This is a genomic window from Algoriphagus pacificus (assembly GCF_017254845.1).
GTDB classification, from domain to species: domain Bacteria; phylum Bacteroidota; class Bacteroidia; order Cytophagales; family Cyclobacteriaceae; genus Algoriphagus; species Algoriphagus pacificus.
Map to the genome: position 1 here is coordinate 571,624 of NZ_JAFKCU010000001.1, position 24,996 is coordinate 596,619.

Genomic DNA, 24,996 nt, shown 5'->3' on the forward strand with positions numbered 1-24,996 from the left:
TGGAGCCTTTGACTCTGTGCGTGTAAACTTTTTACTTTTAAAAATATGATTTCTGTATTCTAGACCAACCTTTAAGACTAAGCAAACAAGCTAAAGTAAAACGAAAATTTATTTCCCGATTTCAGATATATTGGGCTGTAATTAATTCATTTAGTTTATGAAAAACATCAGAGTTTTTGGAGCAATTCTAATATTCATTTTTTCCGTTTCGGCTTGTACGCAATCTTCTGAAGAAGTCTCGGACTCCGAGGTAATCAACAATGATTCTCAATTTAAAACTGCCAAACCTGAGGCAGTAGGCCTTAATCCTGAGATCATCTCTGGACTCATAGACAGCATCCAAACTGGATATTACCCAAATCGTCACTCTTTGCTTATTTACAAAGATGAGCAGTTGGTGGTGGAGGAATATTTTACAGGCAAAGATGAAAACTGGGGTGATGATCTTGGAATCGTTTCCTACAATGACAGCCTACTTCATGATATGCGGAGCGTTTCAAAAAGTGTGGTTTCTGCCTGTATCGGAATTGCGATTGCACAGGGAAAAATCAAATCTGTGGACCAGCCAATATTCGATTTCTTTGAAGATTATCAACAGTTTAATTCCGAGGGCAGAGAGGAGTTGACAATCAAACATTTGCTGACCATGACTTCGGGTTTGAAATGGAATGAGGAAATATCTTATGACAATCCAGAAAACAGTGAGATTCAAATGACCAATAGCGGGGATGCAATTGGATTTGTGTTAAGTAGGGAAATTGTAAATCAACCCGGGACAGTTTGGCAATATAACGGAGGAACAACAGAGCTTCTCGCAGAAATCATCCATCGTGTTTCGGGCAAAAATGTGCATGAGTTTGCAAAGGAATTTCTCTTTGAACCCATTGGCATCTCAAAATCTGAATGGACAATTTCCCCAGCTACTAATTCCCCTGCGGCTGCATCCGGATTAAGATTAACGCCAAGGGCTATGCTGAAATTCGGGATGCTTTATCTGCATGATGGAATCTGGGATGGCCAACAAATTATCCCAAATGAATGGGTTAAGGAGTCTTTTGAAGCACATACCATGCGCCCCGATGGTGGGGGATATGGGTATCAGTTTTGGATTCTTGATTACCTGATCAACGGAGAGACTTTGTATTTACCAGTGGCTGTTGGCAATGGTGATCAGCGCATCTTTTTCGACCTTCAAAATAAGATGCTGGTGATTACTACAGCTGGTAATTACAATCAATGGGATATTGAAAACGATGCAAGTGCTTTACTCAAAAAAGTCTATTCCTCCTTGACATTGACTGATTAAAACCTTCAGTTTTTCTTAACTGATGTAAGAGGAACCAATTTGCGAGGCAAATCAAATAACTGTTCAAAATACCCTAAATTGAAAAAATTAGAAATTCTGCCAGGCCTGAAAATTTTTGAAATGAAGAATGGATTTTGACAAAAAGACGATTGCCCGATTTGGAATTGGAACCAAGGGTTTTGTATACACTTTGATTGGGGTGCTTACTTTTATGGCAGCCATTGGTTCTGGTGGTTCAAAATCCGGAAGCGATGATGCGCTTCAATTTTTAAAAAATAATATAGGAGGCACCATTTTACTGGGAGTTACCACAGTTGGATTGGTGGCCTATGTGTTTTGGCGCTTTTATCAGGCCATCATGGACCCTGAAGGCAAAGGGAATGATCTCAAAGGCATCGGCAACCGAATCGGATATTTTTCCAGTGCTGTGTTCTACAGCCTTTTGGTCTTTTCAGCAATCGAAATGCTAATGGGCTGGGGAGGTGGATCTGGAGGAGGTCGCGAATCCATGATTGCAAAAGCCCTAAGTAAACCTTATGGACAGGTCATCGTCGCGGTCATTGCCGGGATCTTTCTAGGCAAAGCTATCTATCAAATGATCCGGGCTTTCACGAATTCTTACCAGAAAAAAGTCAAAGCCCAAGACCTAGGTCCCAAAGCTCAAAAAGTGGTTCTTACCTTCGGGAAAATCGGCTATACCGCAAGGGGTATTGTCATAGGAGTCATCGCATTTTTAACTTTCAAAGCAGCTTTTTCCTCGAGTTCGGATGAGGCTGGGGGCACCAAGGATGCATTCAACTTTCTGCAGGATGAATTTGGAACTCTGATCTTATCTATTGTTGCTATTGGTTTCACGATGTACGGAATCTTTTTGATGGTCAAAGCCCGCTATCGAGACATGACGATGGTTTGAGCAACTCAGAATTAATCATCGCATTTAGAATCCTTAAGTTGGCAATACTACTTCCCCATTATCTTATTTCTGTGAAGTAAGCCCCAAAAATGTAATTCGTCCAACACCTTTTCGAGCGAGGTTCCGTGTGCAGTAATGGAATATTCAACTTTCGGTGGAAAGGAATCAAAAACTTCCCTTTTGACTAACTGATTTGTCTCTAGACTTTTCAATTCTTTTGACAAAGTCTTATCGGTGATTCCACCCACTTCCCTACTGATTTCCTTAAAGCGCTTTGGCCCTCCAGCCAAGGAAAATAAGATCAATAGTTTCCATTTTCCTTCCAAAGCTTCCAAGGCATCTTTGATAGAAAGCATGGTTTTAGGACAACCTCCCTGTGATATCATAGCTTCTTTTTTTTGCGATACTATCCCAAGAGATAGCGCTATCCATGGGGATAGTAATATCAATTGGAAAGTGAATTTAGATATTCTTGTGCCTAGGAAACAAATCAACATTCATACTATGGCAATTCAAAAAAGATTAAAAGCATTGAATATTACCCTTTGGGCAGTTCAGATTTTACTTTCTCTCACATTTATCTACTCAGGCTTTATGAAGTTATTTCTCCCTGGAGACCTGCCTTGGATCTGGATAAAAGAAAACCCTGATGTGGTATTGATTTCTGGTATCGTTGACCTTTTAGCCGGGTTTGGCTTGACACTCCCTGCCCTATTGAGAATTCGACCCTATCTGACAGTTTTTGCAGCTTTTGGAACGATGACCTTGATGATTTCAGCCATGGTATTTCATGTTTTGAGAGGAGAGGGAGACCAGATCGGATTCAATGTTTTTATGCTGATTTCCGCTGCATTTATTGCTTGGGGTAGAGGAAAGAAATATCCAATTAAAATTACGAATCAACCCCGCTAGAAGTAGTTAAAACTGGCATCTTTCTATTTTGAAAAATCAGTAAATCGATAGATAAATTTCTATCTAGCGAAAATTGAAGAAAAAATTATCCTTCCAGATATACCCAGTACAGGGTATAGAGACGAATAATATTTTACCGATATTGAAATATCATTTTATAGGCATCAGTGCAAAAAACAGATCATGGGAGAGTTAGGAGAGCGATTTACCGAGATTTTTAAAAAGTACTTACCTGACGCCTTTGTTTTTGCTTTGGCTTTGACCTTGATCACTGCAATTTCTGCACTTCTCTGGACTGAAGCTTCCATCATGGATACCATCGAAGCTTGGTATCAGGGTTTTTGGATGCTCCTCGAGTTTGGAATGCAAATGATTCTTTTATTGGTCACTGGATATTCCATTGCCCTTGCCACACCCGTCAAACGCTTTTTATTCAAAATAACCCAGTTCATAAAAACTCCGAAACAGCTTTATCCATTCATAATTATCATAGGAATGCTTCTCAGCTCCATCAGTTGGGGTTGGGTGGTGATTACCGCTGTTTTAGCCAGAGAACTTGCCTTGCGGATCAAAGGAGTCAATTATCCTTACCTGATTGCCTGCGTCTATTTCTCCGGAATAATTTGGGTGAGTGGCTTTTCCAGCTCCATTCCACTTTTACTGAATACAGAAAATAACTTCCTGATGGAAGCAGGGATTTTAACTGAAACCATCTCCACTTCTTATTCTTTAGGCTCCATTTTAAATATCTCAATTATCGCTTTTTCATTTATAATGGCTCCCTTGCTCTTTTTCTTATTGATGCCAAAAAAACAGCAAAGCCTGGAGGAAATGATGGTCTCTGAAAATTCAATTCAGGAAAATACAATCATCGAAGAAGCCAATAGCATGCGACTTCCGGGAAATCCTGTTTCAGATAAACTGAACAATACCATCATCTTTCAATACATTCTCGGAGTGATGGGGCTGGTTTATATCATCTTTTATTTCAGTACCAAAGGCTTCGATATCAACCTGAATATTATGATTTTCATTTTCATCGTATTGGGTATGTTATTGCATCAAACTCCCATGCGCTATGGAATCGTCATGAAAAGATCGAGCGGCAATATCTCTGGAATCTTATTTCAATTTCCCTTTTATGCGGGAATCATGGGAATCATGCTGCATACAGGACTAGGAGATGTTGTGACCAAATGGATGGTATCTGTTGCCACGCTGGATACTTTTCCACTATTGGCATATCTCAATGGGGCTATTCTCAATTTTGCCATACCATCTGCCGGAGGTGAATTTGCTGTCGTGGGTCCAAGTATCATCAATGCAGTGAAAGAACTCGGTATGGGTCTACCAGAAGCAGAGGTTACTTCACTAATTGCGAAGGCATCTATGGCGGTTGCTTTTGGAGAATCCCTTACTAATTGCCTTCAACCATTCTATTTATTGGTTATCCTCCCCGTCATGGGAATCGGTATCAAGGTTCAAGCAAGAGATATTATGGGCTATTTGTTCATTCCATTTTTGATCTTTTTTGTTGGCTGGGCTTTGATGGTGCTTTTTATACCCATGTAAGCCTGCGTTGATTTCTGAAATTCACCACTCAAGGAAATCCTAGCTCCATTCACGATTTTTAACAGGAATTATTTCACTCTTTCTGAAAGCCTGTCGTTACATTTAACTATGATTAAAAGCAAAATCCAACTATTGGCGGGGCTGGGAGTAGGCCTAATGGTCATGGGATGTAATTCCTCCTCCTTAATCACCGCACCTCCAATCAGTTATACCAACACAAGCCCCAAAGTAGCCGAACTCACAGAGAAAGAAGCCAGACACTGGGGCCATCTTGATTTACAAAAAGACACCATTCCGGGCATGAGCGTGGACCGCGCTTACTCCGAACTTTTGAAAAAAAGGAAAGGGGAACCGGTGATCGTTGCAGTCATTGATTCTGGTATCGACTTGGATCATGAAGACATCAAAGATGTACTATGGACTAATCCAAATGAAATCGCCGGTGATGGCGTTGACAACGATGGAAACGGCTATGTGGATGATATTCATGGATACAATTTCCTGGGTGAATCTTACAACGAGCAAATGGAATTGGCTAGAATTCTTCGCCTGAAAATCGGAGATGAAGCCTATCAAGAAGCTGCGCTTAAAAAGCTAAACGAAAAACTTCCCGAAGCCCGAGCTGCATTGCCGCAATTAAAGCAGATTGAAGCTTTGGTCACGATGGCTGATAAAAACATCAAAACAGCTTTGGGAAAAGAGTATTATTCCTTGGCTGACTTGAAAAACTATCAGCCCAAAAATGTGCAAGAAGAACGCACAGTCGGCATGCTGATGCAGGTCATGAGCATGGGAGAGGAAATTCCTGATGCCATCAAGGAACTGCAGGATGGAATCAACTATTATGAAACGCAGGTTAATTACCATCTGAATGTGGACTTTAATGGTAGAACGCCTGTTGGGGATGATCCTTATGATTATTCAGATCAGGATTATGGCAATGGAAATCCGATGAATCGAGTTTCTGATGAAAGCCATGGTTCGCATGTGGCTGGTATTATCGCTGCTACTCGAAATAATAAAAAAGGTGTGGATGGCGTGGCAAGTCAGGTGAAAATCATGTCTGTCAGAGCAGTTCCCAATGGAGATGAATACGACAAGGATATTGCCCTTGCGATCCGATATGCCGCCGATAATGGTGCAAAAGTGATCAACGCCAGCTTTGGAAAAAGCTTCTCCCCTAATTCCGAATGGGTCTATGATGCTTTGAAATATGCAGCTTCAAAAGATGTGCTTTTTGTACATGCAGCAGGAAATGACGGCATTGATTTGGACTCACCAGAGAACCCAAATTTCCCAAATGATCATCCTGTTTCCAATTCTCAGGAATTGGTTGATACTTATTTGACAGTGGGAGCTTTGTCACCAATGTTTGGAGAAAACATGGTCGCTATATTCTCTAATTATGGAAAGGAAAATGTGGATATCTTCGCTCCAGGGGATGAGATTTATTCCACCTTGCCAAACGATAGCTATGAATTCCAAGGCGGTACTTCTATGGCAGCACCTGCAGTGGCTGGATTGGCAGCGATGATCCGCTCCTATTATCCCGATTTGAGTGCATCTCAAGTGAAAAAGATAATTATGGATTCTGGAGTTTCACCTGCGGTGAAAGTTCGCGTAGGTGGACCTGAGGGATCCGAAAAGTCCTTCTCAGAAATTTCCAAATCAGGCAAAATCGCCAATTTATACAATGCCTTGATCTTGGCTAGTGAAGTAGCTAATGGAAAGGTGAGTTTGTAATTTCCTTCTTATAAAAAGCGAAAAGCCCAAACCTGAATAATCAGGCTTGGGCTTTTTTTATTTATGGGAATTTGCAATTCCCACCGAACGATCTGAGGTACTTTTTAAATAAGTAGGTAAATAAATTTCGAACTATTCAATATCCCCAAGGAAGTTATAACCGAAATTCTTAATTTGGTTTAGGCAACACCGAATACCTCTGTGGATATTGCAGATATATACGCAAGAGAATAGAAGGACTGGAGTTAATAAAAGTGTTATGCCCAAGCTAAAAAATGAGACTGCTAATAATTAACATACTGCTTTTATTCTCGACTCAAGTTTGGTCACAGACCGACCTAGGAATTGGACTTGTCTCTATCGACTTTGATGACAAAACTATTTTGAAGTTTTACTCGGACACTTCAGCCACAGAACCTAAAAAGGTGGTTGAATTTTTTGACGACAGGAGTATTAACAGTTGGAATATCAACGACCTTGACAAACAAAAAGAATGGCTAAAACCAGAAGTCCTTTGGTTGGACTATTTCGCATTTACTTTCAGATGTTTAAATAAAACTGACAGGTGGTTTCAGATAATCGTCAACAATGAAACTGAAAAGACTTATTGGTTAAAAAAGACTGACTCAACGAAATTTAAAAATTGGGAAGAATACCTAAAGGACATGTTTGGAGTTGAACGACTCTCAAGCTACCCTCAAAAAATTATGACTGAACCGATCGAAAACTCTAAAGAAATTGAATATCAAGGAACTGATTGTTTTGTAGTCAAATCAATGAAAGGTGATTGGATTGAAATTATGACACCTGACTATTGTGACGAGATTTTTACGGACAGTAAAACTCCAATTAAATCAGGTTGGATAAAATGGCGTAAAGGAGAGGAATTGATAATTAATTACTTTACGACAAGTTGAAAAAAAATAAAAAGCCCCAGCTGAACGAAGATTGCATTTACGCTTTTTTATTTTTAGGAATTTATAATTCCCTTAGAGCAACCTGAAGCAAATTTTTAATTAAGTAGACAAATAAATTTCGAACTATTCAATATAGCCAAAGAAGTAATAAGCGAAATTCTTAATTTGGTTTAAGCAACACCGAATACCCCTATGGATAATGCGGAAATAGTCGATAGAAAGTAGGATTGAGGTTTATACAAGTGTTATCAGCAATATTGAAAGGATGAAACCAAATAATACTCATACCAATAAATGGCTTCAAGGATTTGTACGTGTGTGTTCTTGGTTCACATTTGTTATTGGCTCGTTAACAGCACTTGCTGGAATCGTGATTTACTTTTTAGAGGAAAGAAACATCTACATGATTTTTTCTATGCTTTTCTTTTTTAGTATGGGATTAACAGGTTGGTTTGCGAGAAGATATGGACTGAAAGATTTCGGGGTAAACAGAATATCAAAACTAAATGCAATCCTATCATTGATTTTTGGCATATTACTCGTTATTGTACTACCAATAATATTTTCAAATATGTCAGGAATTGATGATTCATTTCTGGCGATAAGAAATTTAATAATTCTATTCACACCCATGTTAGTATCTTCAATTGCGATTTTGACATCAAGAATCCGCACAAAGAACAGAAAATTAATGGAGGTGACTGATAATAAAAAAGCTGATAACACTGTATAACAAATCATAGCCGCCTATCAGCTGGCTACGCTTTTTATACTAACCGTTACAAAAAAAGCCCATCCTGTTTTTTTACAAGATGGGCTTTTGATTGATTGAATCTCCTGAATTAGCTGCAAGCTATTTTATTCACTCTGTTCAGGTGTCTTCCACCTTCAAAGTCCGTAGTCAGGAATGTTTCCACTAACTGTTCTGCCAATTCATAGGCAATAAAGCGGGCAGGAAGAGCAATCACATTCGCATTGTTATGCTGTCTTGCCAAAGCTGCTAGCTCATTGTCCCAGCAAAGCGCTGCACGGATTCCCTGATGCTTGTTAGCTGTGATAGCCACACCGTTTCCACTGCCACAGATGACAATCCCCAGTTCAAACTCTCCAGCTTCAATTGCTGAACACAAAGGGTGAACATAGTCTGGATAATCCACAGAATCTGTGGAGAAAGGACCAAAATCCTTTACCTCATATCCTTGGGATTCCAACTTGCTGACAAGCTTCGCTTTGTATTCAAAGCCTGCATGGTCTCCTCCGATTGCTACTTTCTTTGCCATAACTAGTAAATTTATTTAGGCTTCGACTGCTCTCAGCCTGACATAATTGTCATCCTGAGCGGAGTCGAAGGATTCATTATTCTAAAATCTTAAATCTTATATTCTTCCTCAATCCCGATCTCCCATGGCATCCTCAGCCTCTTCCTTTGCTCTCTTGAGTTCTCTTTTCTTCTCCAGTCTTTTTGCAATTTGAATTCCTGCTTCATAAAGCACCAAAATCGGCATTGCAATCAATACCTGGCTGATCACATCCGGAGGAGTGATAACCGCTGAAATTACTAGGATCACAACAATGGCATGTCTTCGATAAGATCTTAGCATAGCCGCACTCACCAAGCCAGACATGGCCAAGAAATACACCACCACTGGAAGCTGGAACATAATTGCCGAAGCAAGAACCAGCATGGTCAGCGTGGATATATAGGAAGTAATATCAAACTCATTCAGAATGGAGGGATCCAACTGGTAGTTTGAAAGGAAATTGATCGAAAGTGGAGAAAGAATAAAATATCCAAAGGCTGCTCCCATAAAGAATAGCAAGCTGACAAAGAAAACTGCTCCTCTGGCAGCAGCTCGCTCTTGATCGTACAATCCCGGGCTAATAAATCTCCAAATCTCCCAGAAAACAAAAGGAAAAGCCGCAATAAAACCAACCACAAAACTGGATGTCATGTGCATGGTAAACTGGCCAGTCATCTGCCTACTCTGAATGGTAAATGGAAGTTCATCGATGCAGAGGGCAGAAATTCCCAAATAATCTCCCAAACTGCAAAGCCATCTGTAAGTGACGAAGTCAACCTTGGAAGGTCCAAGAATGACGACACCAAAGACGATGCTTTTCGCCAGGAAAGCTGCAATCGATAAAATTAAAATTGCTGAAATGGAACGAAGAAGGTGCCAACGAAGGGCTTCAAGATGGTCCAGAAAGGACATTCCTTCCTCTTCTTCCTCCTCTTTATATTGATCTAATGCCACGGGTGGTATTTAAATTCTAGTATAATGGAAACTGATTCATCCAGGCATTTACTTCACCACGGATGTTAGCCAATTCGGCCTCATTTTCATGATTTGTCAAAGCTCTGTCGATCAAAGCTACGATTTTCTTCATGTCATCTTCTTTCAGACCACGAGTAGTGACTGCCGCAGTTCCTACACGCATTCCGGAAGTTACAAATGGAGATTTGGTATCAAATGGAACCATGTTTTTATTGATGGTGATATCCACTTTGCCCAAAGTTTCCTCTGCGATCTTTCCTGTTAAATTCTTATTTCTCAGGTCGATCAACATCATGTGATTATCTGTACCTCCAGAGATGATCTGATATCCTAAACTTACGAACTCATCAGCCATTACGGATGCATTCTTTTTCACTTGCACCACATAATGCATGTATTCGTCAGAAAGGGCTTCTTCAAAAGCGATTGCTTTGGCAGCAATGATATGCTCCAAAGGTCCGCCTTGTGTACCTGGGAATACACCCATATCCAACAGAGAAGACATTTTTCTGATTTCTCCTTTTGGAGTAGTCAATCCCCAAGGATTGTCAAAGTCCTCACGCATCATGATCAATCCTCCTCTAGGACCTCTCAATGTTTTATGAGTGGTAGTAGTGACGATATGGCAATGCTCCAAAGGATCATTCAACAAACCTCTTGCTATCAATCCGGATGGGTGAGAAATATCCGCCAATAGAATTGCTCCAACTTCGTCAGCAATCACTCTCAATCGCTCGTAATCCCAATCTCTGGAATAAGCCGAAGCTCCACAGATGATCATTTTTGGAGATACTTCCTGCGCTTTCGCTTCAACTTTGTCGTAATCAATTACTCCAGTTTCTTCCTCAACCCCATAAAAATGTGGCTCGTACAATTTTCCTGAAAAGTTTACAGGAGAACCATGCGTCAAGTGTCCACCGTGAGAAAGGTCAAAACCCAAAATCGGGTCGCCAGCCTTTAAACACGCTAACATCACTGCGGCATTTGCCTGTGCACCAGAGTGTGGCTGAACATTGGCCCAAGTAGCCCCAAAAAGCTGCTTGGCACGATCGATTGCCAATTGCTCAATCTGATCTACAACTTCACAACCTCCGTAATACCTTTTGCTAGGTAATCCTTCAGCGTATTTGTTTGTTAAAACACTGCCAGCAGCTTCCATTACTTGCTTACTGGTGAAGTTTTCGGAGGCAATCAATTCGATTCCTCTCTTTTGTCTGTCCTCTTCTTGGGCAATTAGGTCAAATATAACCGTATCTCTTTTCATAATCAGGGGTTTGAAAGCGGATTTGCGATGGAAATTGAACTGTCCTTACAGCTCAAAAACGAGCCCAAAAATAGCCTGAAACTCCCGATATTCCAATCCAAAAACTGCTTTGATCAAAGATTGAAGAATTCCTTTGCGGGATTCACTATTTTAGTGGCATGTTTGATTTCAAATTCACACCTGATTCTTACTTCGAAGGGGAAGTTACCTCGGTTTTATTGGTGAAACTCCAGTATCCGGAAAGTCAATGGGGAGAACAAATCAGCATTTATGCCCATTGGTTGGAAGGAAAAATTCAATTTGAGGCGGTAGATTTCTATGGAAATGAGTTTATGCTCTACCCCTCTTCAAGTTTCGAGCCTTTGAATTTTGAGGATATGGTATACCTCTTAGAGGGAATTCAAGTGAATCAGGATCTGAATGAGGGAAATATTGAATTGACACTTTACGGAATCCCTCAAGCAGAGAGTCCATTTTACCCGGAGTTGGAAAAATATTTTGATGAAAAAAGGGAAAACGCGGGTTTGGATTAAAAATCCAGAGCTGCCTGATTCAAATGAGTCACTTGATGAGATCTAAACCAATATTCGTAGGTAGCAAACTCTACGCATTCATTTAATTCGATTCCTTGAAAAAGAATTTTCTTCAACCCATTGCCTGGCAACCAAGACTTCAGCTGGGCAGCTTGCTTCGAACTCAATTGAGACAATTGGATCCATTTTCTGCCTTCGATAAAAATTGGTACAAGTTTCGTCATCTCACTAAATTGATTTGCCCAAAAGTATGCTGATTTTCAATGCACTACAAGAATTCAAAATTAAATCTATGTTAATATCTATTCTTTTTTATCCTAAAGCTTCATGATGCCAGTTGTAATTGCAGTTTTGGGGCTATTTTTGGGATTATTTCTACAAAAACGAGAGGGATTTCAAACAGCATTGGCCATTAAGTGGACTAATTTTTACCTGCTGAATATCGTTTTACCTGCTTTGGCACTTTTATATATTCCTCAGATCAAAGCAGAATGGGCCTTGCTCATCCCTATTTCGGCAGCTTGGTTTACGTTCATCTTGTCTTGGATTATTTTCGCCAGCTTAGGAAAATTACTCAACTGGGACAGAAGTCTTACCGGTTGCCTGATTATCGTTGCTGGACTGGCCAATACTTCCTTTTTGGGTTTTCCTATCGTCGAAGGACTGTATGGCAAAGAAGGAATGCCTATTGCGCTATTGATAGATCAAGGAGGATCATTTCTTTTGGTTTCCTCCCTCTCGATCATAGTTGGATCACTTTACAGTCATGAGCGAGGAAAACTGAGCAGCATCCCTTTAAAAATAATTACTTTCCCGCCCTTTGGCTTCTTGATGGGCACTTTGGTCATGAGTATCCTGGAGATTCCCACTCCTGAGTTTTTGATGCCCCTTTTAAAACTCATCGGTAGAACCATGGCTCCTTTGGCACTTTTCGCCATTGGGCTGAAATTCTCACTGGATTTTGAATCCCTGAAATCGAAGTATTTTTGGTATGGAATGGGCTATCGCTTGATTCTAGCTCCATTTTTAGTTTGGCTTCTGTATCGGAATTTTCTCTCGACAGAAGATCTTACCTTCAAAGTAACTGTGCTAGAAAGTGCAATGGCGCCAATGATCACAGGATCAATTGTCGCCATTAACTTTAATTTGCGTCCAAAGCTCGCAACACTCTTGGCAGGATTGGGAATTCCCATTGCTGCATTTAGTGTCCTCGCCTGGTATTATTTACTGAAATGATTACTTCCAGATAGCTTGGATTTCTTTGCTGAACTCCTCTTGAATACGTCCGTTGCTGGCAATGATTTCCCTTCCAAAAACGAAGTTATTTCCTCCTGAAAAATCTGTGACCGCTCCTCCAGCTTCCTGCACAATCAGGGCTCCGGCAGCCACATCATAGGAATTAAGATTGTATTCAAAGAAACCTTCTATCCTTCCAGAAGCAACGTAGCAAAGGTCTGTAGCTGCACTGCCAAATCTTCTCAAACCATGGGTCTTTTGCATCATGGATTTTAAAGCAGCCAGATATTTATCTATCAGTTCAAAATTGTAATAAGGAAATCCGGTCGCGATCAGAGATGCAGACAAATCTGGCGCTGGACTTACTTTGATTTTGGTATCGTTACAGAAGGCTCCGCCACCTTTCATGGCATAGAAACACTCGTGTCGGTTAACTTCATAAACGACTCCGAGAATCACCTCTTCACCATCAATCAAAGCAATGCTTACAGCAAATACAGGAACTCCGTGTATGAAATTAGTAGTACCATCTAATGGATCAATCACCCAGTTATATCGATCAGCTCTCGTTGTATTCGTTCCTTCTTCTGTGATAAATCCAGCTCCAGGAAGAATTTTGGACAAGGCTGCCACAATCTTCTTTTCCGCTTCTTTGTCCACATAGGAAACCAAATCATTGAATCCCTTGTGCTCTACTTTTTCTACATCGAAATGCTGCCTTTCTTTTCTGATAAAGGCACCAACTTGCTTCGCAATTTCCTGAGTTTCCTCAAGGAGAAGGCCTAATTTTTCTTCGGTAATCATCTAGGTTAATTGAGAGGTTTAAGCTTTAGGGTTTTTCCCTGCCACCACGAGCACGATTTCCCCTTTTACAGAATGAGTCTGATAATAGTCGATCAACTCTGCCAAAGTGCCTCTGGCATTCTCCTCGTGGATCTTGGTGAGTTCTCTGGAGACACAAGCTTGCCGATCCGGCCCAAAGGCCTCGGCCAACTGTTCCAAAGTTTTCAATATTCTATGGGTTGACTCGTAGAAGATCATCGTTCTGGTTTCTTCCATCAAGCCTTCGATTCTGGTTTTTCTGCCTTTTTTATGAGGCAAAAATCCTTCAAAAACGAATCTGTCATTGGGGAGCCCACTATTCACCAGCGCTGGAACGAAAGCTGTTGGCCCCGGTAAGCATTGCACATCCAATCCTGCGGCAAGCACTTCTCTCACCAATAGGAACCCAGGATCAGAAATAGCGGGAGTTCCTGCATCACTGATCAGGGCAAAATGTTCACCGCTTTTCATTCGCTGAACCAATTTCTCAACTGCTTTGTGCTCATTAAAAATATGATAACTCTGCAGCGGTCTGGAAATCTCCAAATGCTTTAATAAAATGCCACTGGTACGGGTGTCCTCCGCCAGAATAACATCTGCTTGTTTCAGTACCTCAATGGCCCGAAGCGTGATATCTTTCAAATTGCCAATAGGAGTGGGTACCAGGTAAAGATTTGGGCGGTTTTCCTCACTCATTTGCTTATCTCGTCAATTGCTTTAGCGAGTTTATGATCTTTTTCAGTGACTTTGTTGCCAGAATCATGCGTGGTGAGTTCTATAACCACCTCATTGTACACATTACTCCAATTAGGGTGGTGTTGATGAGCTTCAGCTAAGAAAGCTACTCTTGTCATGAAAGCAAATGCCTCCTGAAAGTCGCTGAATTTAAATGTTCTTTTTAGCTTATTATCTTCTTCTTTCCACATGATCTTTTCGGTTAAAGTGCGATAACACCTTCGATTTTAGATACTTTTTCGTAGATGTCAATGATTTGATCAGAAGTTTCCATCATGGCCTGAATCGTCGTGCTCACGTATTTACCTCCTGAACTTGGTTTTAGTTTGATTTCATTCTTTGGAAAAAAAGCTGCGATTTCACCTTCTCTTCCATTCGGAACTATAAACTTAAACATATAAAGCATGGGAAACTGTCCCGATGCCTCTAATTTTTCCTTAAAGTTTTCTTTGCTGAATTTTTCCATAAGTCAAAACCCCTTAATTAATTTCAAATTGGTTTCAAACAAAGAACCCATGCCGTTTGGCATGGGTTCCGATGGGTGGTCTTAATTAAAAGAATTTATATCGGTAGTCTTTCACATCTGCCAGATCCTGCAGGGCCATCATGACCGAATAGGCTGTACGCTGTGAAGCTCCCTGTGTCAACTGACCTTGGAAACCAGAGTAATCTCCGATCTCGGCAGCTGGTGTTAAGCTATTCAATTTTGCAACGATCACTCCTACATCTTCTCTGACAGGAGCAGTGATTTCTCCGGAATTTTTCAAACCAAAGATGGTTCCGATAGCCTTAGGAGCAAATCCAACTCCAGGGATTACAGAAGCACTCAATTTCAAATCTGGTGTAGAACTTAGAGAAGCTTCAGGATAAACTGCCTGCATTTCTTCAAGAGTTGATTTACCTTTCAATTGCTCTGCAATCATTTCAGCTTTCTTCTCATTTCTAACTTGCATCTCTACTTGTGGTCTAACATCTTCCAAAGTAGCATCGCCTTCTTCTTTCTTGCTGATCAAAGAAGCAACTACATAAGAGTTATCCAATTCAAATACAGTAGAAACCTCATCTTCTGATGCCTCAGTAAATGCCCATCTGATGACTTCTCTAGCATTTTGTAGATTGTTAAGGTTTCTGCTCGTTGCATCTATATTGCTTGCCTCAAGAACTCTGTATCCTTGCGCAGCAGCATTCTCTTTAAATTCGTTTCTGTTTCCACTTTCAGCAGCAAAAGCATCTGCATTTCTGAAGGCTTCGTTTCTAGTAGCATCACTTGCGATCAACTCAAGTTCCAAAACAGCTAGTTTGGTATATTGAGTCAAAGGCATGCCAGTAACCTCAATAATGTGGTATCCGTAATCAGTTTCTACCAAGTCATTCAAAAGACCAGTTGATTTTGCAGCAAAAACTGCATTGGCAAATGGCTCAACGAAATCAGCCTTGGCGAAATAACCTAAGTCGCCACCAGTCTGAGAAGTACCATCCTGTCCATATTGTCTTGCAGCTACTGCAAAATTTCCACCGTTCTTAAGATCTGCCAATACCTGCTCAGCTTGTGCTTTCACACTTTCTTTGCCTGCATCATCCATTCCTTCTGTACTGAAAAGAATGTGAGAAGCTCTCATTCTTGGAGCACCATCGTATTGTTCAGAAATCTTATAAGTAACGTAAGATGAATTTGCAGTTACAAAAGGACCGTAAGTCTGACCAGCTTCGATTTCAGAAACATTAGATGTCAAACCAACCGGAAGGTCAGCTCCTGGAGCATATGAAAAGAAAGGAAACTGAGATTCAGAATTTCTAGTAACGAATAGAGAATCGTTTTCAGCAGTTCTTAACTCATCAGTCAAAGATTGAATTTCAGCAATTACTTCTGCTGAATCCTGGCTGCTAGGAAGAATACTGAAACTTACGTACTCAAGATTTGCACTGGTACCAGTTCTGAATTTTTCCTGATTCTCGCTCAAATAACTCTTCAATTCACTTTCGCTTACTTCCACTGCAGAATCTGCAATCACATAGTAAGGAATGAAAAGGTGAGATACATCAGCGATTGTATTTGCTGCCTTGTATTCATATTTAGCTTCTACTGAAGTAGTGTATTCAGAAGTAGCCAATAAGTTGTCGTATTTGATTCTCAATCTAGAGTCTGCAAATAATTGCTCTTGCTGAGCCCAGAAAGCTTGCTGAGATGGATCTGCATTTTCCAAAGATTGAAGGAAAGAAACCAATTGAGACTTGTCAAACTCACCTGTTTGAGGATTTACTAATTGCTGACGAAGCTCGGCAACAATATTTTTTCCCTGAACCATATCTACCAATTCAGCATCGGAGATAGTCAATCCAAGTTTTTCGTATTCTTCTCTGAATACTCGCTCTACAATCATGGCCTGCCAAGCTTGCTCTCTTACAGAAAACATTTCTGGTTCCGAAGGAACTCTTCCTGTTCTCTGCTGAAATGCAAGTTTAAACTCTTCCACTCGGGCAATGTATTCTTCGTAGGTAACGTCCTCACCTGCGATTTCACCTACAATGTTTTGATTTGAATTGAGTAAGGAGGAATTTGGACTTAGCAAATCTCCACCCAAAAGGAATAAAATCAACCCGCCGGCAATGACACCGATTGCGAGACCCGTTCTCTGTCTTATTTGTTTAATTAACGCCATTAGAATTTCTACGCTTTTTTAGAAGTGTCGCAAAATAATAGCATTAGGGGCGAAATTCAAAATATATTCTGAATCAAACCTTTATCTAAAAAATTCCGGAAGTGTTGATTTTCAACTTAACTGTGTCAATTCTATGGTCTTGCTTCGAAACAATTGTGAAAGTATAAGGTCCAAAAACCACCGACTCGCCCTTCTTAGGCAGATTTTCGGTCAAAGACAGAATTAATCCAGAAAGCGTTTCGAAATCTCCGTAAGGTAATTCCCAACCATATTTATCATTTAAATAATCTATTTCGTGGCGGGCACTTAACAAATATTCATAATCTCCGGTCTTTTGCTCGATCAAATCGTCGTTGTCATACTCATCTTCGATCTCTCCAAAAATCTCTTCGATGATATCCTCCATGGATACGATTCCACTTGTTCCACCGAATTCATCCACAACCAAGGCCAGACTTTTTCGCTCCTGAATAAATTGGATCAATAATTCATTTGCCAAAGCAGACTCAGGTGCAATGATGATCGGAGTTAAAATTTCTTCAATTGTTTTCGGTTTTTTAAACAATTCCAACTGATGACAATAGCCAATCACATCATCGATAGTTTCTCTATAAACAATGACTTTGGAATGACCGCTTTCAGCAAAAACCTCTTTAAGATCATCAATGGTATCCTCGATCTCTACAGAGACAATGTCTGTTCTCGGAACCATACATTCTCTGACGCGCACTGTTTTAAATTCCACAGCATTGTCAAAGATCTTCGTATCAATTTCAACTTTACCTTCCTCTCGCTCATGATTCAGATGGTTTTGGATGAAACTATTTAGATCTGTAATAGTAAATACCGGTTTGTCTTCACTGTATTCCAATCGTAAGATTTTGGTGATAAAGAATCTTGACAAACCAACCACAGCCCAAACAATAGGGTACATCGCATAATATATTGCCAAAAAGGGCAAGGCAAAAAAGGTCAACATGCTGTTGGGATTCAGCATAAAAAGACTTTTGGGAAGGAATTCGGCAGTAATCAGGACAATGATGGTAGAAATTACAGTCTGGAGGACCAGAATTACCGCTTCATTATTAAAGCTATCAGGAAGGCCTAATTTTAGTAGGCCTAATTTTAAAGGATCCTCTAAGAGATAGGCCATAAAAATACCATAAAGAACCAAAGAGATGGTATTTCCCATCAAAGTAGTCCCTATGAACTGACCTGGTTTGTTTACAAAAGTACTGAGTACCCGGCCTACCAAAGACCCCTGTTTGCTTTGGAGTTCGATCTGAAGTTTGTTGGAAGAAATAAATGCTATTTCCATCCCGGAGAAAAATGCTGAAAAAAGCAGCGTGGCAATGACGTAAATCAAATAAGGAATCTCCATGTTAATGCTTCTTCCGCTTTTTAGGTTTTGAGGTTGGCTTTTCTGGCTCTTTTGGGTTTTGAATTCTTCGATACTGAAACCAAAATAATAAGGCTACAGCAAACATAAAAACAGGATAAGATGCCTCCACTCCTATAGTTAAGCTCAAATGAATCCCTATGATAATAAATGCCAAAGAAAGGGATAATATAAGTACGTCTGCTAATTTCAATTTTTTGTGCGATAAATTTATCGAATTCTATTGCCTTCTTCTCCGGGTAAGATGGTTCTGCTGTCTATGACATTTTTCAATTTATAATTGGTAAATGTCTCATCTGCTTCCATGCCAGTTCCATTAAACAAGGTAAGCCCATCTCGGATAGTCACATATTTTTCAGTGTATATTTTCTTTTGGCTCATGTTGTAGAAAATTTCCTCCGATTTCATGGATTGGTCTTCCACATTATTTTCTACCTGCACATCTCCCACTCCTTTATAGATATTTTCATCTCTTAGAAAGTATCCCTTATCGGCTCGCATGGTGGTAGTTATATTTCCTTCCTTGTCAAAAAAATTGATGTCAATCCCTTCTGGAAACTCCAGGTTCCCATTAGCATATTCTAATTGTAAAGGGGCTTTGATCTGTGAGCGGATGATGGCTGAATCGCTTTGAACCAAGTCAACATTCAATGTGGTTTTCATCGGGCCATCGTAAACCTGAAGAGCGGATGTGTCTACATCTTCACGGCAGGAAACAAGTAGACTGACCAAGCCAAGAGAAAGGAAAAATAAAGTTAGCTTTTTCATGATTCAAAGATAACTGAAAATTAAATGACTAGTAACCAACAAAAAAGGGCAGCCCTTAGACTGCCCTAATTTTTTGGTTAATTCTTATTAATCTCTTGTTGCCAAAGTAACAGTTTCACCAATCCAACATCCTGTGTTGATAGTAGATCCTACTTGTAAGCCTTCAGTAAACAATTCTTCCTTGGATGGGAATCTCTGTCTTGCCTGAGCCATACCAGAGGAATCACCTGCTCTTTGATATGCATTGTAAGCTGCAATGTATACTGAGTAATCTTTTGCACGGCTTTCTCCACCTTTACAATCGTTGAATGAACTCATGTACATGTCACCGATCAATTTCCAAGCATCTTGAGATTTTGCAGGATCAAGTTCAGCAGCTTCTCTAGCAGCTGTTCTTGCTGCAGACTTCTGACCTTTTGCTCCGAAGATCTTAGCAAGCTCAAATTTAACTTCAGCTTTCTGAGCATCGTTTTCAGCAAGAGTCATTGCCTTCTCAAGAACTGGCTGAGCCTTGTCATAATCTTTCTCTTGCAAGTATCTCATAGCTCTCACCTGAGAAGTTGCGAAAGTAGGATTGTTCGTATCCTTAATCTCCAAAGCTTTCAAGAAAGCATCAGAAGAGAAACACTTATACTGTACAGAGTAATTGAAGATCTGATCAGCTAGCTTCTCATTCGTTGGATCAGCAGCAAGCTTAGGACCCATGGTATTTTCGATGAAATCACAATCGATCAATTCCATTGCCACTAACAATTGCTCCATATTTCCTTTTTGGCTAGTTACATCTTTTCCATTAGCTGCTTCAGCATCCAAGATTGCATTTAGCTCATCATACATATTAAGGATTTCCTCGCCTGTATAAGCTTTATGGTATGCATAGTTTCTATAGACTAAGTTGAAGTAAGCAGGAACCAATTGGTAATTAATAGCACCATTTATATCCAATGCTTTCTCAAAGTCTGCAACTGCAATTTTAAGCTTCTCTTTGTCATCCTTATAATACTGGTATCCATAGTAAGCTTTGTTCTCAATCCATTTGGATTCATTATCGTAAAGCTCACCTCTTTTATCATAAAGAGCGATTACAGAATCCTGATAAACTTTTTTCTTCGCTTCATCACTTACAACTGCAGCTGCGCCGTCGTAAATTTTTGTTCCGTTGATATAAAGTGATTCATTCAACTCAGGAACATTCACCAATAGCCAATGTAATGGCTTGGTTGCCTCTACATACTGCTCAGACTTCATGTAGTCAGTGTAAGCAGCGTTCAATTCTCTCGCTTTGGCTTCTTGCGCAGGATCAGATGGCCAATTCCATCCATCTTGCGCTTGAACCACGCCAGCCATTAAGATGGCTGCCAGACCTAATAGGGTTGATTTAATTTTCATGGTTATTTATGCTTTATTCAAATACTCGTTTATAAAACCAACTATTATCATTAAGTGAAAATCCGAATGTGAAGTTCACATAATTTTCGCGGATGAGGCCATTATCTGTAGTTCCTCTAGTCCCAATTTTCACAGCGGCATTCACTAATGATAGCTGATTAACTGGGAAAGAAGCTCCAAAGTTAATGCCAAGATCATTGATATTTGTCTCGTTGAGGTAGTAAGGAGTCTGCTGATATTCCAATCCAAACCTATAAGTGGTTCGTTTTAAGTAACTATCAATGGCGAGATAATCTGGTACAATTTGAAAACCCAAGCCAAATTTGATAGCTTCTTTTAAGGATAAGCTCTCTCCAAAGAAGGATTTAAACTTTTTAAAATCCTGATACTGCCCCTCAAAACCGACCGCAAATTTATTCATTTTTTCGTACGTAATCCCAAAACCCATGCGATTTGGAATGTATATACTGCCTTTTTGATCATTTGCGATCAAATCTCCGTCTGAATCCGGATCGCTAGCTTCACCCAAAGCAGCCAATTTGGCAAAGGCTTTTCCACTAACGTCCCCAAGATTCTGATAAATGGCGCCGAGGTGTAAATTATTCTTATCAGAAAGTTTTATCAGGTAATGAGCACCAGCTTTGAAGCCAACATCACTAACTGTTAATCTTTCATAATATTCTGTAGTGTTGCCTACCGGGTTATCATTATCATTCAAAAGAGACAACTGATTATTCCTGATTGTTGACCCAAATAGGTAAGATCCTTGCACACCAAGACTAAAATTCTTTGTGACTTTCACACCGAAATTCATATAGGCTTCAGAAATACCCCCGTCACCTTGGATATAATTGTAAGCTGTCAAATCAGCATTATCTACTTGACTTTCCAATTGAAGTCTGTAGTTCACACTGGTAATCTGATTCAATCCTAGGCCCATAGTCACTTTTCCTGGTTTCCAAGGAAGAGATAAAGCCACATAGGATAAACCTCCACCATCTACATCGGATGTTTCGGAACCGTTGTTAGCCTTGATATTTTTATAATTCAAAGCTGCCTGGAAATTGAAAATGGTATTATAAGTAGTCAGTGCCGGATTCACGACATTGGCGTTCCAGCCGGTGCCATAACTGATCCCAAGACCTCCCATGGCTTGATTTTGGGTTAATCCTGAATAATTAAATTCACCGATTCCCAATGCACTATAGGTTGAAGCCGAAGACTGAGCCTTCGCTTCAGAAAATAAGAAAAGGGTGCAAAGAACACCCAGCAAATGCAATTTGATTTTACTCAACATTGTGGTTTAGAATACAATTCAATCCGTACAGGACTAAATTTTGGACTACAAATATGTGGTCTTTTGCTAATGATTCAAAAGAAACTGCGTCTCCACCACAAACAAAGACCTTGATTTGTGGAAAATCACGCATGTATTTTTCAATTTGACCGAGAATTTCCGCCTCGATACCATACCAAATTCCAATCTGCATGCAGGTGATGGTATTGGTTCCTATAAAACTCTCCGGTTTTTTGTCTAGCTCAACCAAAGGCAAACGAGCAGTCAGACTATTCATGGCCTTTGCCCGCATCAGCATCCCTGGACTGATGGCTCCTCCTCGATAGGTGTTTGTTTCATCCACCAAATCAAAGGTCATACAGCTACCCATGTCAATGACCAAAACCGGACCATTGCCAGCCTTGCTCCAGCCCCCAACTGCAGCTGCCAATCGATCAAGACCCAGCGTTGCAGGAGTACCATAGCCATTACTGATAGGAAAGCTTAGGTCATTTTTTAGAAAATGAAACTCAAAGGGGAGTTGCATTTTTAAGTCTTTCTCAGTCCATTTGACAGAACTAACCAGGCAATTATTAAATGACAACCCTTTCCAGTGTTGGATGGCAATTGCCAAATCACCAAATACCGACTCAGAGATTAGATTCTCTCCGTCAAATATGGCAGATTTGATTCTGCTATTGCCAATATCAATGATTAGATTGTTCATTCAGTTTTAAAGACAGACTGCAAATTAGGAATTAAAAAAAAGAGGCCTTTAGAGCTGCAGCAAATTATCTTTGGAAAACTCAATACTTAACATACTTTAACCCATGAGTAAGGCTATTTACCACATGATTGGATTGATGTCCGGGACATCAGGAGACGGATTGGATTTGGCATATTGTAAGTACCAATTAGATGAAACTTGGCATTATGAGATTTTGAGTGCCAGCACAATTCCTTTTCCGGATAAACTCGGTTCCCAGCTTCAGCGGGCTCATGAAATGAGTGCTTTGGATCTCCAGTTGCTGGATGTGTCTTTTGGTAAATGGATGGGTGAACAGGTCAAAATTTTTTGCGAAAAGTCCCAAATTACTCCCCAGGCTGTTTGCTCTCATGGCCATACGGTTTTCCATCAACCCCAATTAGGCCTGAGCCTTCAAATAGGAAATGGCTGGGCACTTCATCAGGCTTCAGGATTGAAAGTAATCAATGACTTCAGAATGCTGGATGTCCAATTAGGAGGTCAAGGAGCGCCTTTAGTCCCGATTGGAGACAGGCATTTATTCCCGACAGTAGACTTCTGCATTAATCTCGGAGGGATTGCCAATCTAAGTATTGAGCATCAAGGAAAAAGAATTGCATTTGATTGCTGCCCTTTCAACCTTCTTTTGAATCCGCTAGCGATGAAGTTGGGAAAACCTTTTGATCAAGACGGAAGATGGGCGAGTGAAGGAAAAGTAGACCCAATTCTTTTGGAAAATTTAAATGCGCTCTCTTTTTACCAAATCAAAGGAGCAAAATCCTTAGGAAGAGAAGATATGGAGCAGGTATTTTCACCCGTAATTGAAGCCAGCTCCGCCTCTGAAAAAGATAAATTAGCAACATTGGTAGAGCATTATGCAATCCAGATTTCTAAAATCCTTCAGGAATTTTCTCCTTCAAAGAAACCACATGTAATCCTGACGGGAGGTGGAGCTTATCATCGCTATTTTATCGAGCTGTTGGATAAACATTTAGATTCCTATTGGATCAATGAATTGGTATCCAATGAATTGATTGAATTTAAGGAGGCAATGATTTTTGGATTTTTAGGCGTCCTCAGATTAAGAGGAGAAGTGAATTGCCTCGCTTCAGTGACGCATGCCTCTTCAGATTCTTCAGGAGGAACAATCTTCGGCTAGTTAGACATCTTGCAGAATTTATTTAGGGAGTGAAAATTTTATATTTTTGGCGAGATATAAACCCAAAAATTTCATGCAGGAATTATTAAAAAAGTTTGAAAACAAGCAAGCTGAAATTGTTTTCGAGTGGAGTGACAGCGAATCAGAGGCGGAAGGCTGGGTAGTCATCAATTCCCTAAGAGGGGGTGCAGCCGGAGGAGGAACGAGAATGAGAAAAGGTCTTGACAAGAGAGAAGTTGAGTCTCTTGCCAAAACCATGGAAATAAAATTCACTGTTTCTGGACCTCCGATTGGTGGAGCCAAATCCGGGATCAATTTTGACCCGAACGACCCTCGAAAGAATGAGGTTTTGCAGCGCTGGTATAAAGCTGTGATGCCCTTGCTTAAGAATTATTACGGGACAGGAGGGGATCTGAACGTCGATGAAATCCACGAGGTGATACCGATCACGGAGGCTTACGGACTTTGGCACCCACAAGAAGGAATCGTGAATGGGCATTTTCATGCCACCGAGCCTGATAAAATCAAGAAAATCGGGCAATTGAGACAGGGTGTTTCCAAAGTGTTGGAAGATCCTCATTTCACACCGAATGGTCCAAAAAAATATACTGTTGCCGATATGATCACCGGCTACGGAGTCGCTGAGGCAGTCAGACATTATTATAAAATCTGGGGCGGAGAAATCAAGGGCAAAAAAGCCGTGATCCAAGGCTGGGGAAATGTAGGAGCTGCGGCTGCTTGTTTCTTAGCTGTTGAAGGAGTGAAAGTGGTTGGAATCATCGATAGAGAAGGAGGATTGATCAGAGAGGAAGGATTTACTTTGGATGAGGTCAGAGAATTATTCCTCAATCGAGAAGGAAATAAATTAGTCGCACCCTATTTAATTCCTTTTGAAGAAATTAATGAAAAGATCTGGGATCTTCCGAGTGAGATTTTCATCCCAGCAGCAGCTTCCCGATTGATTACCCAATCTCAATCAGAGCGGATGGTCAAAGCAGGGCTAGAGGTGATTTCTTGCGGTGCAAATGTTCCTTTCGCGGATTCTGAAATCTTCTTCGGACCGATAGGAGTCTGGACTGATGAAAGAGTAGCTGTATTGCCTGATTTCATCGCCAACTGCGGAATGGCTAGGGTCTTTGCTTATTTGATGAGTACGAAAGCAGAAGTAACTGACAAAGCGATTTTTGCCGACGTGAGTAAAACAATTGGGAATGCCTTGAAAAAGACATTTTCGGAGAATCCTGAAAAAACGAAAATCGCTCAAAACTCCTTTAAAATAGCCCTAGCTCAACTCGTATAAAAAACAGTAGTTAGTATTGCCAGCAAGCGTTAATTTTTGATTAATTATTGCTGGCATTAATTCTCTTCTGG

The 24,996-nt window shown here is 40.3% G+C and carries 27 protein-coding genes; 11 read left to right on the top strand and 16 right to left on the bottom strand.

The features are described 5' to 3' along the window. Positions 1-157 precede the first annotated feature (157 nt). Together J0A69_RS02365 and J0A69_RS02370 are read left to right on the top strand one after the other, a co-directional pair. Positions 158-1,306, top strand: a complete 1,149-nt coding sequence (locus tag J0A69_RS02365; protein ID WP_206584906.1) for a serine hydrolase domain-containing protein — start codon at positions 158-160, stop codon at positions 1,304-1,306. 127 nt (positions 1,307-1,433) lie between these two features. Next, the gene (locus J0A69_RS02370; RefSeq protein ID WP_206584907.1) at positions 1,434-2,219 is read left to right on the top strand and encodes a DUF1206 domain-containing protein; all 786 of its coding nucleotides are present in this window, start codon (positions 1,434-1,436) and stop codon (positions 2,217-2,219) included. A gap of 47 nt (positions 2,220-2,266) precedes the next feature. Here the strand turns inward: J0A69_RS02370 and J0A69_RS02375 are convergent, their stop codons facing one another. Continuing rightward, positions 2,267-2,605 (bottom strand): winged helix-turn-helix transcriptional regulator, encoded by a 339-nt coding sequence (locus J0A69_RS02375; protein ID WP_206584908.1) that lies wholly within the window; start codon positions 2,603-2,605, stop codon positions 2,267-2,269. A gap of 118 nt (positions 2,606-2,723) precedes the next feature. Here J0A69_RS02375 and J0A69_RS02380 point away from each other — a divergent pair, with 118 nt between their 5' ends. The 5 genes from J0A69_RS02380 to J0A69_RS02400 all read left to right on the top strand — a co-directional run bounded on the left by J0A69_RS02380 (position 2,724) and on the right by J0A69_RS02400 (position 8,096). Continuing rightward, positions 2,724-3,131, top strand: a complete 408-nt coding sequence (locus tag J0A69_RS02380; protein ID WP_206584909.1) for a DoxX family protein — start codon at positions 2,724-2,726, stop codon at positions 3,129-3,131. A gap of 183 nt (positions 3,132-3,314) precedes the next feature. Continuing rightward, positions 3,315-4,703: a short-chain fatty acid transporter gene (locus J0A69_RS02385; protein WP_206584910.1), complete on the top strand. Its 1,389-nt coding sequence runs from the start codon at positions 3,315-3,317 to the stop codon at positions 4,701-4,703. Between the two features lie 108 nt (positions 4,704-4,811). Beyond that, positions 4,812-6,446, top strand: a complete 1,635-nt coding sequence (locus J0A69_RS02390) for a S8 family peptidase (protein ID WP_206584911.1) — start codon at positions 4,812-4,814, stop codon at positions 6,444-6,446. A 275-nt stretch (positions 6,447-6,721) separates the two neighbouring features. After that, positions 6,722-7,363 carry a hypothetical protein gene (locus tag J0A69_RS02395; protein ID WP_206584912.1) on the top strand — a complete coding sequence of 214 codons (642 nt, stop codon included), beginning with the start codon at positions 6,722-6,724 and terminating at the stop codon, positions 7,361-7,363. 265 nt (positions 7,364-7,628) lie between these two features. Beyond that, positions 7,629-8,096: a hypothetical protein gene (locus J0A69_RS02400; RefSeq protein WP_206584913.1), complete on the top strand. Its 468-nt coding sequence runs from the start codon at positions 7,629-7,631 to the stop codon at positions 8,094-8,096. A 109-nt stretch (positions 8,097-8,205) separates the two neighbouring features. Here the strand turns inward: J0A69_RS02400 and rpiB are convergent, their stop codons facing one another. The 3 genes from rpiB to glyA all read right to left on the bottom strand — a co-directional run bounded on the left by rpiB (position 8,206) and on the right by glyA (position 10,903). Further along, positions 8,206-8,643, bottom strand: coding sequence for a ribose 5-phosphate isomerase B (rpiB, locus tag J0A69_RS02405; RefSeq protein WP_206584914.1), 438 nt, complete (start codon positions 8,641-8,643; stop codon positions 8,206-8,208). Positions 8,644-8,751: 108 nt separating this feature from the next. Continuing rightward, the gene (gene tatC / locus J0A69_RS02410) at positions 8,752-9,618 is read right to left on the bottom strand and encodes a twin-arginine translocase subunit TatC (protein WP_206584915.1); all 867 of its coding nucleotides are present in this window, start codon (positions 9,616-9,618) and stop codon (positions 8,752-8,754) included. A 16-nt stretch (positions 9,619-9,634) separates the two neighbouring features. Continuing rightward, positions 9,635-10,903 (bottom strand): serine hydroxymethyltransferase, encoded by a 1,269-nt coding sequence (gene glyA, locus J0A69_RS02415; protein ID WP_206584916.1) that lies wholly within the window; start codon positions 10,901-10,903, stop codon positions 9,635-9,637. 158 nt (positions 10,904-11,061) lie between these two features. Between glyA and J0A69_RS02420 the strand changes: the two genes are divergently transcribed. Next, the gene (locus J0A69_RS02420) at positions 11,062-11,436 is read left to right on the top strand and encodes a UDP-glucuronosyltransferase (protein WP_206584917.1); all 375 of its coding nucleotides are present in this window, start codon (positions 11,062-11,064) and stop codon (positions 11,434-11,436) included. Here the strand turns inward: J0A69_RS02420 and J0A69_RS02425 are convergent. Next, complete coding sequence (locus J0A69_RS02425) at positions 11,433-11,660, bottom strand: hypothetical protein (protein WP_206584918.1); 228 nt, start codon at positions 11,658-11,660, stop codon at positions 11,433-11,435. The genes J0A69_RS02420 and J0A69_RS02425 overlap by 4 nt on opposite strands. Before the next feature lie 103 nt (positions 11,661-11,763). Here J0A69_RS02425 and J0A69_RS02430 point away from each other — a divergent pair, with 103 nt between their 5' ends. After that, complete coding sequence (locus J0A69_RS02430) at positions 11,764-12,672, top strand: AEC family transporter (protein WP_206584919.1); 909 nt, start codon at positions 11,764-11,766, stop codon at positions 12,670-12,672. Here the strand turns inward: J0A69_RS02430 and J0A69_RS02435 are convergent, their stop codons facing one another. From J0A69_RS02435 to J0A69_RS02485, 11 genes are all read right to left on the bottom strand, one after another. Further along, positions 12,673-13,476, bottom strand: coding sequence for an inositol monophosphatase family protein (locus tag J0A69_RS02435; protein ID WP_206584920.1), 804 nt, complete (start codon positions 13,474-13,476; stop codon positions 12,673-12,675). It lies immediately after the preceding gene. Between the two features lie 18 nt (positions 13,477-13,494). Continuing rightward, on the bottom strand, positions 13,495-14,190 hold the full coding sequence (gene rsmI, locus J0A69_RS02440; protein ID WP_206584921.1) for a 16S rRNA (cytidine(1402)-2'-O)-methyltransferase: 696 nt from the start codon (positions 14,188-14,190) through the stop codon (positions 13,495-13,497). Then, positions 14,187-14,420, bottom strand: a complete 234-nt coding sequence (locus tag J0A69_RS02445; protein ID WP_206584922.1) for a 4a-hydroxytetrahydrobiopterin dehydratase — start codon at positions 14,418-14,420, stop codon at positions 14,187-14,189. The genes rsmI and J0A69_RS02445 overlap by 4 nt, the downstream gene beginning before the upstream one ends. Positions 14,421-14,431: 11 nt before the next feature. Beyond that, complete coding sequence (locus tag J0A69_RS02450) at positions 14,432-14,695, bottom strand: DUF493 domain-containing protein (protein ID WP_206584923.1); 264 nt, start codon at positions 14,693-14,695, stop codon at positions 14,432-14,434. An 85-nt stretch (positions 14,696-14,780) separates the two neighbouring features. Beyond that, entirely contained in the window at positions 14,781-16,889 is a 2,109-nt protein-coding gene (locus J0A69_RS02455) for a SurA N-terminal domain-containing protein (protein ID WP_206584924.1), read from the bottom strand. A gap of 85 nt (positions 16,890-16,974) precedes the next feature. Continuing rightward, a complete protein-coding gene (locus J0A69_RS02460) occupies positions 16,975-18,270 on the bottom strand; it encodes a hemolysin family protein (protein WP_206584925.1) in 1,296 nt (431 codons plus the stop codon). A 1-nt stretch (position 18,271) separates the two neighbouring features. Further along, positions 18,272-18,481 (bottom strand): hypothetical protein, encoded by a 210-nt coding sequence (locus tag J0A69_RS02465; protein ID WP_206584926.1) that lies wholly within the window; start codon positions 18,479-18,481, stop codon positions 18,272-18,274. A 17-nt stretch (positions 18,482-18,498) separates the two neighbouring features. Further along, the gene (gene lptC, locus J0A69_RS02470) at positions 18,499-19,056 is read right to left on the bottom strand and encodes an LPS export ABC transporter periplasmic protein LptC (RefSeq protein ID WP_206584927.1); all 558 of its coding nucleotides are present in this window, start codon (positions 19,054-19,056) and stop codon (positions 18,499-18,501) included. A gap of 87 nt (positions 19,057-19,143) precedes the next feature. Further along, positions 19,144-20,445, bottom strand: a complete 1,302-nt coding sequence (locus J0A69_RS02475) for a tetratricopeptide repeat protein (protein ID WP_206584928.1) — start codon at positions 20,443-20,445, stop codon at positions 19,144-19,146. Positions 20,446-20,458: 13 nt separating this feature from the next. After that, a complete protein-coding gene (locus J0A69_RS02480; protein ID WP_206584929.1) occupies positions 20,459-21,742 on the bottom strand; it encodes a hypothetical protein in 1,284 nt (427 codons plus the stop codon). Then, a complete protein-coding gene (locus J0A69_RS02485; protein ID WP_206584930.1) occupies positions 21,732-22,448 on the bottom strand; it encodes a type III pantothenate kinase in 717 nt (238 codons plus the stop codon). Before J0A69_RS02485 ends, J0A69_RS02480 begins: the two co-directional genes overlap by 11 nt. 103 nt (positions 22,449-22,551) lie before the next feature. Here J0A69_RS02485 and J0A69_RS02490 point away from each other — a divergent pair, with 103 nt between their 5' ends. Both J0A69_RS02490 and J0A69_RS02495 read left to right on the top strand, forming a co-directional pair. Then, on the top strand, positions 22,552-23,625 hold the full coding sequence (locus J0A69_RS02490) for an anhydro-N-acetylmuramic acid kinase (protein ID WP_206584931.1): 1,074 nt from the start codon (positions 22,552-22,554) through the stop codon (positions 23,623-23,625). Between the two features lie 73 nt (positions 23,626-23,698). Next, entirely contained in the window at positions 23,699-24,925 is a 1,227-nt protein-coding gene (locus J0A69_RS02495; protein ID WP_206584932.1) for a Glu/Leu/Phe/Val dehydrogenase dimerization domain-containing protein, read from the top strand. The last annotated feature ends 71 nt before the right edge of the window (positions 24,926-24,996 follow it).